General features: G+C 38.9%; 6 protein-coding genes and 6 pseudogenes. 7 read left to right on the top strand and 5 right to left on the bottom strand.

The features are described 5' to 3' along the window. The 4 genes and pseudogenes from DYY66_RS07095 to DYY66_RS07080 form a co-directional block, all read right to left on the bottom strand. Positions 1-390 (bottom strand): annotated as a pseudogene (locus DYY66_RS07095) (nitrite/sulfite reductase); the annotation flags it as partial. 46 nt (positions 391-436) lie between these two features. Further along, positions 437-1,351: pseudogene (locus tag DYY66_RS07090) on the bottom strand (nitrite/sulfite reductase); the annotation flags it as partial. Positions 1,352-1,356: 5 nt separating this feature from the next. Continuing rightward, positions 1,357-2,006, bottom strand: a pseudogene (locus tag DYY66_RS07085) (nitrite/sulfite reductase); the annotation flags it as partial. A 466-nt stretch (positions 2,007-2,472) separates the two neighbouring features. Next, the gene (locus DYY66_RS07080) at positions 2,473-4,131 is read right to left on the bottom strand and encodes a CAP domain-containing protein (protein WP_166287455.1); all 1,659 of its coding nucleotides are present in this window, start codon (positions 4,129-4,131) and stop codon (positions 2,473-2,475) included. A gap of 531 nt (positions 4,132-4,662) precedes the next feature. Between DYY66_RS07080 and DYY66_RS07075 the strand changes: the two are divergent. The 7 genes and pseudogenes from DYY66_RS07075 to DYY66_RS14515 form a co-directional block, all read left to right on the top strand. Continuing rightward, positions 4,663-4,923: pseudogene (locus DYY66_RS07075) on the top strand (hypothetical protein); the annotation flags it as partial. Then, entirely contained in the window at positions 4,865-5,632 is a 768-nt protein-coding gene (locus tag DYY66_RS07070; RefSeq protein ID WP_166287449.1) for a hypothetical protein, read from the top strand. The pseudogene DYY66_RS07075 and the gene DYY66_RS07070, both read left to right, overlap by 59 nt. A 37-nt stretch (positions 5,633-5,669) precedes the next feature. Beyond that, a pseudogene (locus DYY66_RS07065) lies at positions 5,670-6,009 on the top strand (FAD-dependent oxidoreductase); the annotation flags it as partial. A gap of 1 nt (position 6,010) precedes the next feature. Beyond that, positions 6,011-6,666 (top strand): sulfide-dependent adenosine diphosphate thiazole synthase (locus DYY66_RS07060; RefSeq protein ID WP_166287467.1); only part of this gene is annotated, 656 nt, incomplete at its 5' end. Positions 6,667-6,691: 25 nt separating this feature from the next. Next, complete coding sequence (locus DYY66_RS07055) at positions 6,692-7,474, top strand: DUF6775 family putative metallopeptidase (protein WP_166287446.1); 783 nt, start codon at positions 6,692-6,694, stop codon at positions 7,472-7,474. Between the two features lie 34 nt (positions 7,475-7,508). Then, positions 7,509-7,961 (top strand): annotated as a pseudogene (locus DYY66_RS14520) (NAD(P)/FAD-dependent oxidoreductase); the annotation flags it as partial. A 1-nt stretch (position 7,962) separates the two neighbouring features. Beyond that, positions 7,963-8,555: NAD(P)/FAD-dependent oxidoreductase (locus DYY66_RS14515; protein WP_255496296.1), on the top strand; the 593-nt coding region annotated here is incomplete at its 5' end. On the opposite strand, the gene DYY66_RS07045 is transcribed toward DYY66_RS14515, so the two are convergent. After that, positions 8,556-9,296 (bottom strand): pyridoxal-phosphate dependent enzyme, encoded by a 741-nt coding sequence (locus tag DYY66_RS07045; protein WP_309223986.1) that lies wholly within the window; start codon positions 9,294-9,296, stop codon positions 8,556-8,558. Positions 9,297-9,337: the final 41 nt, after the last annotated feature.

Here is a 9,337-nt window from a genome sequence, read left to right as displayed (position 1 = left end):
GTTTTCATCTGCCCTTCCTCCAAGCGACATTGTATACAATGGATACATGTCCTTTCCAAGCCTTCCTCCACCTCCATAGAATCCAATTGTCGCAATCTCGTGCTGGCCACAAGAGTTGGGACATCCACTTATCTTGATTGTAGAGTTTCGAAGATCATCGTCTTCGTCAATTTTTAGTTCAATGAATTTTCTTTGTACTTCTTTTGCCAATCTATGTGAGTTTGTAAGTGCCAAGTTACACGAAGTTGTTCCAGAACAGCCCACTACAGACGCCATCGTAAGCGCACCTGGGTTTGCAAGACCGACTTCTAACAGTTTAGAGTAAACTCTTGGGAGATCCTCGTCTCGCACCCAGCGAAATACCATGTCTTGTGTAAAGCCGTTTCTTATCTGACCATCTGCAGTAAACTCTCTTGCAATATCGGCAATTGCTCGNGACTCTACGTACCCACAAATCAAGCGTCTCACCAGATTTTTTATCAGACTTGAATATCTCCACTATTTTTAGAATTGTTGGAATTACTCTCTTTGCTGGAACTTTTGTGCAGGTATGTCCAAGTGTCGTGTTTTCATCTGCCCTTCCTCCAAGCGACATGGTGTACAATGGATACATGTCTTTTCCAAGCCTACCTCCGCCTCCATAGAATCCAATTGTTGCAATCTCATGCTGCCCACAAGAGTTTGGACACCCACTTATCTTGATTGTAGAATTTCGAAGATCATCGTCTTCGTCAATTTTTAGTTCAATGAATTTTCTTTGCACTTCTTTTGCCAATCTATGTGAGTTTGTTAGTGCCAAGTTGCATGAAGTTGTTCCAGAACAGCCTACAACAGATGCCATTGTGAGTGCACCTGGGTTTGCGAGACCGACTTCTAATAGTTTAGAGTAAACTCTTGGAAGATCCTCGTCTCGAACCCAACGAAATACCATGTCTTGTGTAAAGCCGTTTCTTATCTGTCCATCAGCAGTAAACTCCCTTGCAATATCTGCAATTGCTCGTAGTTGGTTTGATGTGACATCACCTGATTCCAGTGTAAGAAATACGCAACTAAATCCTGGTTGCTTTTGTTTGAATGTATTTGATTTTACCCATCTGGCATATCCTTGTGGGACAGATGGAATTTCTGAGCTTATCGATATCTTTCTCATTGTTTCTACTGTCTTGTCAACTTCAAGTTTTATGATAACTGACAAGAGCATCTTTATCATTGCCCTTTCTTTTAGTACCAAGTTTTGGAATTTTTCCCATCCCATCTCATTTACAAGATAACGCATTCTTGCACGGGCCATGTTTTCCCTGTTTCCTAGTCTGTCAAATATTCTGATTACTGAAACTATTGTATACAGCACTTCGNTCCCATCCCATCTCATTTACAAGATAACGCATTCTTGCTCTAGCCATGTTTTCCCGGTTTCCTAATCTGTCAAATATTCTAATTACTGAAACTATGGTATACAACAATTCATCTTCTGAAGTAAATGGTTCCAACTGGTGACCGACAAATGATTGTGCGCCTAGCCCTCCACCCAGAAATACTTTGAACCCGCGTTGTGGTTTTCCGTTTACTTCGCCTTGTTGTGGAATCAATCCAATGTCTACCATTCTTGCCATTCCGTGTTTTTCACAGCATGTGAAATTAATCTTGAATTTTCGTGGAAGTGCTTGGCACAAAGGATTTCGTAAAAGGAACTTGGTTGCGCCAACTGCATAAGGTGTAGGATCAAAAACCTCATCTGGACATACACCTGCAAGTGGACTGCACATGATACTTCGTACAGAGTTTCCACATGCTTCTCTTGTTGTCATTCCAGATTCTGCAAGTCCCCGCAGAACTTCAGATACATCTTCTAATGCTACCCAGTGAAGCTGAAAGTTTTGTCTTGTGGATACATGTGCACTACCTATTGAGAACTGTTCACTAAGATCTGCAATCTTTTCTAGTTGTTCGGAATAAACTTCGCCTGCTGGAAGTTTAAGTCTAATCATGCTGTAATCATCAGTCATTCTGCTGCCATAGGCTCCATGCTGTAGCCTGAATCTTCGAAAATCGTCACGGTTAATTTTTCCTTGTCTGAATAACTTTACCATCTCAGAGAATCTTTCAGCCTCCTCTAGTCGTCCCCAGTTTATCTTGTGTTTTGGGACATTGTCTGGTTTAGACTGGATACTAGTATTGCTCAATTATTGTAGCTAGTCTTCAGAAAGCATATAAATTTTGTATTAAGTAGCTTTTTCCTCCACATAACGAGGTAAACAGGAAAATTTTGCCATGCGTGTTCCAAACTTTTGGAATCAACTNCATATAAATTTTGTATTAAGTAGCTTTTTCCTCCACATAATAATTCAGTTTGGTAAGATTTGCCGAATTGGTTCTAGACTTTTGGAATAAGTCTATAACTATTAACTCAGACGCTTTGATAGTATTTTTTGCCTCTTTTTCGGTGTTTTTAGTCAGTTTAACACATTTTCATTATTTTAGATATTCTAATGTCAAGGATGTAGCTTCCACCTCCTTTCCATTTTTATCTTTTAGATGCACGTAGATAGTATGCAAGCTATCCTGACCGCCCCATTTTGACAGATCAACTGTTATATCAATTCCATTAGAATATTTACTTTTATTATCAAAGGTAACATAATCCACACAATTTTTTTGGCCATCATCAAAAGTAACTTCAATCTTTCCGGTAGAACATTCTTGGTAGTAGCTTTCCAATGGTAGTGCTTTCACAATCTCTCCTGAAATAGTTCCTTCATCATAATGACCCGCATTATATGGAGATTTTTCATCAAGATCAAGTTTATTCAAAGATTGAGGACTAGGATCAGAATAAATGTCTATAGAATCAAACGAATATCCTACTGGCAAAGTTCCAGTCAGTTCTAGTTGATGTTGATCTACCAGATCTATTTTTTGCCAATCAATTAAATTATTTTCAAAATGTTCAACAAAATAAAATCGGTCTTGATTGTATGCAATCCCGATATTTACATGAGTATGATTTGGATCTAAGATATTATCCCTATGTCCCCAGTTTGATAAGGCATCATCATACATCATGGAATGTTCATGACTTTTGATCTGCTCTTGAGGATCAAAGACATTTGGGGCACATAAAACAGTCTCACAATATGTGTACTCGTAGGATATATTTTCAGCCATTGATCCTTTTCCACCTGCCTGAGTGTATGTAACATATGGTTTTACTCCCATGGTGTTCCAATGTGAGAAATATTCATTTTGCAGCATGTCATCGGCGTGTCTCTGAGCTGATGTGTTATTACTTAATTGTACAGGAAGTAAACCATGGTCACTTCGGTCTTTGTTGATTATTTGTAAGGCATATGCATAAAGTGAATTTCTAGTTTGTTCGGTATATTTTTGAGAATCATAGCTCAAATTAGACGGTTTTGCTTTGTCAAATAACGCCAAGCCTCCAAGTTGTATAAAAATTTCGCTAAATAGAACTAGTGTAATTATTATAATGATAATTGTTGTTTTGATTGAAGATTTTTTCTTGTAGGAATAATCAGTTGAGATGTAGTCATATCTTGATTCTTGCGTAGATTTTAGGAAATCTTTTCTTTTATTTCGTAGAGGCATAATGATAATGGGAATTATGAAAATAATTATTCCAATAACTAGAAATGAGTTATAGTCTAGTATGTATCCTAATTTTGGAATTACTGAATATTCTTTACCAAAATAATCCTCTTTTGTAACAAAGTGAACGGCTGTTTTGTTAGAATCGGCCTGTGTCTGTAATATTCTTGGATTTTCTTTTATGTCTATAACTCTACTTATGCTATGTTTGCCTTGAGAGTGAACAACAAAAAGTATCACATCACCTTTTTTTATGTCCTCAAAAGGTGTTTTCTCTACTAGAACAACATCCATACGTTCTAGAAATGGAGCCATACCATCGTTGGACATGACATACATTGTACCTTGTGTGCCATAGCTCACTGCATATAGAATAGCAACCAGTATGGCAACATTGGCAAATCCTACTGTAATTCCAATTCCAATTCGACGAAGTTTAGGAGACTTCTCATGACCACAAACAGTGCAGATTTGCTTTCCTTTTTGTGTCGTAACGTATTGATGATTCTTACATTTTTCAGACAAACAAATCTAATGAAATAACATTGTTTTTCATTGTTTCTAAAATTGTCATTATCTACATAATTTGATTAGATATCAATTCTTCTCATAATCATTTTCTTGCCCTGTTCGTTCCGAGTTATCATGAACGGACCACCGAACTTGTTAGCATAGAGAGTAGTGCCTGGCAGATTGTTGGCTTCCATGACCTGCCTTGTCTTCACATNATTTTGCCGTGCTTGTTCCAAACTTTTGGAATCAACTTTTGCGGATCATGTTTAGATCCCATTATTGTGTACATGTCGATGATAATTATTCTGTAAGATAGATACAGTCCAAAAAACATGTCCCAAAGATATTTCATGAAAATGTTAGTTGCAAAGAACCAGAAAAGAGTTAAATGATGACCGGCAAGAAAAAAACAGCGTGTCAAACAAGATAAGTCTTGCCCTAATAGGAATGGGAAATGTGTCCACTACACTTGTGAAAGGTTTTGAATATTACAAAAACTCTACGGAAGGTTTGTGGCATCCAAAAATAGGCGGGCTTACACTNACACTTGTGAAAGGTTTTGAATATTACAAAAATTCTACAGAGGGTTTGTGGCATCCAAAAATAGGTGGACTTACACTAAATGACTTTACAGTTACTGCAATATATGATATCGATGCAGCAAAGGTTGGAAAAAACATTTCAAGTTTGATAAATGGTTCCAAGTCAGATTTTGGAAACCTGATAGTCCAACCAGGAATTGCAGATGATGTTACACCAGGGACATATTTCAAAAAATGGACAGACAAAATCATCAAGCTATGACGAATTTGTAAATTCTCTTAAAAAAGCCAAGCCAGATTTTCTTGTAAACCTTATCTCATCAGGAATGGAAAAAAGCGGTGAAAAATATGCAAAAGCTGCACTTGATGCAGGATGTTCTTTTCTTAATGCAACAGCTGCCAAGACTGTTACCGACCAGACACGAAAAGCGTTTGAATCAAAGGGATCACTCATACTTGGAGATGATTTGATGAGCCAATTTGGAGGCACTGCATTTCACAGAGGCATGATTGATTTCATGGCAAGCAGAGGAATCTTCTTGAAAAAAGCATACCAGCTTGATGTTGGAGGTAATCAGGATACACAAAGTACAATGGCAGAAGAGACAAGAGAAAGAAAGAGACAGATAAAGACAGACTCCATCGCAATAGAATCACCAATTCCTTTCATGTCAACAGCAGGTACTACAGAATATGCAGAACAGCTTGGCGATTCAAGAGTTAGTTATTATTGGATGGAGGCAAAGGGATTTCTTGACTCACCAATCGAGCTTGACTTGTCCCTTCGTACAAACGATAGCACAAACGGCTGCAATGTCATAGTGGATGTCATTCGCGCTGCAAAAAGATCAATTGATAAAAAAGACTTTGGTAAATCAGACATAATCTCAGCATACGCATTCAAGAGTCCATTAAAGAAGATGCACATACGAGAATGCATCAAGGCTTTTGAAGACGCGTTTGTAAACTGAGCAAACTATTAATGTGCAAAAAAGCGGATTATTTTTCATGCAAAAAGCAACTCTAAGCGACGAAGCCCCAAAGATCTTCGCTGATTTAAGAGAAGTCGAGATAACTCGAGCTATTGCAAACGAGTTTCATTCAGTACTAATTGACAGATCAGATTCTGATGTTATAATCATTGGCGCAGGTCCAGCAGGACTTACTGCAAGTAGAGAACTATCACTAATGGGATTCAAGGTTCTGGTAATAGAACAGAACAACTATCTCGGTGGAGGTTATTGGCTTGGAGGATATATGATGAACCCTGTAACAGTGAGAGCTCCAGCTCAAAAGATATGGGACGAGTTGGGAATTCCGTACAAGCAGGTTGCAGAAGGTCTCTATCNGTAGAGAACTATCACTAATGGGATTCAAGGTCCTGGTAATTGAACAGAACAACTATCTTGGTGGAGGCTATTGGCTTGGAGGATACATGATGAATCCTGTAACAGTGAGGGCTCCAGCTCAAAAGATATGGGACGAGCTAGGAATTCCATACAAACAGATTTCAGAAGGTCTCTTTTTAACACCTGGACCACATGCAGTATCAAAATTGATTGCCGCAGCATGTGATGCCGGAGTAAAATTCTTACAGCTAACCAAGTTCGATGACCTAGTTTTGAAGAACGGTCGTGTCTCAGGAATTGTAGTAAACTGGATGCCAGTATCTGCACTTCCAAGAAACATAACATGTGTAGACCCAATTGCACTAGAATCAAAGATGGTAATTGATGCATCAGGTCATGACTCTGTTGCAGTAAAAAGACTGGTAGACAGAAAACTTGTAGAATGGAAAGGAATGGATCCAATGTGGATAGACGACGGTGAGAACAGAGTTGTCTACAAGACAGGCGAAGTATATCCAGGACTAGTCATTTCTGGAATGTCTGTAACTGAAACATATGGTCTTGCAAGAATGGGTCCAACTTATGGCTCCATGCTATTATCTGGTAAAAAGGCAGCCGAAGTAACAGCTGCCAAGCTTAAAGAACTAAGAAGATAAATCAATTCACTTTCAAAACTACTTGATGAAGATATCCAAGATTTTTCTCTATGACGAGCCATCAGTTCCTGAAATCCAGATAAATGATCTGGCAAGTTTCATAACAGAAACATTTGGAGTGCCAGTTCAGGTAAGAAAAAACTTCTTTTCATATTTCAGATCAGACAGAGAAACCGCTACAAGAATTGCATCGACCAGGGTTTTCAATCCACAGGCTCCATTTGAGGTACATGTCCCAACAGAGGAGGAGATTAATTTTGAAGAAGAATCATTTGGAAACAATTCTTCCTCAGACAACATTGTATTGTATGATGGTTTTGAATTACAAAAGATAATTCTAGACAAAATTCCAAGTGAAGAACTATCAATTGATACATTTCACCTTGCTTTCACTACAAGGCTTTCATGCACATATGACTGCGAAGACAATAGGTATCACGGAAGGGCAGTAATCTGCTCAAATCCTTCCATCGTATCAACTACTGGAATTATAGAGGCCCCTGCCAAGCCGCGTGCATACTACCTGATAATGCAACACAGTATATCCCAAGGGCTAAACCTTGACACACTAAAAGACAAGTTCAGAGGCAAGTTTCTAGAATACCATGACAAGAATCTTGCCCAAGTGGTAAGAGGATATGCACTCCAGGCAATTTTCTACCATATAACATCAGAGCCATTTTGTGATTCAAAGGAATGTATTTTGTACAATGCACACTGGCAAGAAGATCTGATACATGCACAGATCGAATTGGGAAAGCTATGCGAATATCACCAGCGAATTCTTGAGACATACAAGAAAACATGAATAATTTAAATATGAACTTGACAGAGTTGCACTTGTGCAAGCAGAAATCAGATCAGAGAACAAAAAACCAGAGACTAAAAGAAAATTTGATGTAATAATTATCGGTGCAGGTCCTGCAGGGTACACTGCTGCAATATACACATCACGTGCAAAACGTGAAACTCTGATAATCTCAGGCGTTTTACCAGGAGGACAGTTGATGCTTACAACAGAAGTTGAGAATTTCCCAGGTTTTGCAAGCGGTATCATGGGTCCAGAATTGATGACAACTATGAGACAGCAAGCAGAGAGAATGGGAACTACAATCATTGATGACGAAGTAGTAAATGTTGATTTCAGACACAAGCCGTTTAAGATACTGACATACTCTGAGGAATACGAAGCTGATTCTGTAATCATTGCAACAGGTGCAACACCAAGAAAGATTGGCGCAAAAGGCGAACAGGAGTTTAGTGCACGGGGAGTTTCATATTGCGCTACATGTGACNGTGCAACACCAAGAAAGATTGGTGCAAAAGGTGAACAAGAATTTAGTGCACGCGGAGTGTCATATTGCGCTACATGTGATGGACCATTTTTCAAGAATCAAGATATTGTAGTTGCAGGAGGAGGAGACTCTGCAATGGAAGAGGCAATATTTCTTACAAAGTTTGCAAACAAGGTTCACGTGGTACACCGAAAGGACACACTTCGTGCAAGCAAGGTAATGCAAGACAGGGCTTTTGAAAATAAAAAAATCCAGTTCCACTGGAATACAGTAATTGAGGAAGTAAAAGGCAGCCAGAAGGTGAGCCAGATAATGGTAAAAGATGTCACTACAAACAATGTCAATACACTAGAGGTAGGTGGACTGTTTGTCGCGATAGGACATGAGCCAAATACAAAATTGTTCAAAGGTCAGGTTGACCTTGACGAGCAAGGATACATCGCTCTAAAGAATCATACACAGACAAATGTTGATGGAGTCTTTGCTGCAGGAGATGTTCATGATCACAGATACAGACAGGCAATCACAGCAGCAGCATTTGGATGCATGGCTGCAATTGACGTAGACAAGTATCTATCAGAGCGCAAAAAGTAACTATTCTCTAACTTTAGAGATGTACTTGGAATTCTTTAATGCAGAATCATATTCACTTTCTGAGAGTATGTGTTGCTGGGTGTAAAGACTCTTGAATTTTCTTCCATCATCTGCAAATATTCCAACTGCATAACCATTTGAGATGTTGTATTTTTTCATGGCAGTGTATACGGTTGCAGAGGATGGACTGACAAGCATCTTTTCTTTTTGCAAGATCTCTTTTACAGAGTAAAATGCCTCTTCGTTTGTAATTGTTATCCAGTCATCAACTACTTTTTCTCGCTTGATGAACAGATCGGGCTTGGAAGACTCTTCGAAATTTCTCAGACCTTGAATCAGGTGATTCTGCTGAGGCTGTACTGCAATAACCTTGATGTCGGGATTCTTTTCTTTTAGATATGCACCTATACCGGTAATTGTTCCACCTGTTCCCACACCGGTGAAAAAGTGAGTAATCTTTCCCAGAGTCTGCTCCCAGATCTCAGGACCTGTTCCTTTGTAATGACCCATAAAGTTTGCATCGTTTGCATATTGGTTAGGAGAGTAATACTTGTCAGGTCTTGCAGATGCAATGGATCGTGCAAGCGCAATGCTTTGGTCAGTTCCTGCACCCACCTTTGGACACAAGTCGTCTGATGTTTGGTATAGCGTTGCGCCAAGAGATTCAATTATTTTCTTTGTTTCATCACTTGCCTTTTCAGGAATGACAATCTCGACTTTGTATCCCAAGAGTTTTGCAATTCCTGCTAGTGCAATTCCGGTGTTTCCAGATGTTGGTTCTA

This window comes from Candidatus Nitrosotalea sp. FS (assembly GCF_011319475.1).
In the GTDB taxonomy this organism is placed as follows: domain Archaea; phylum Thermoproteota; class Nitrososphaeria; order Nitrososphaerales; family Nitrosopumilaceae; genus Nitrosotalea.
This window is presented reverse-complemented; position numbering and strand designations above follow the sequence as displayed.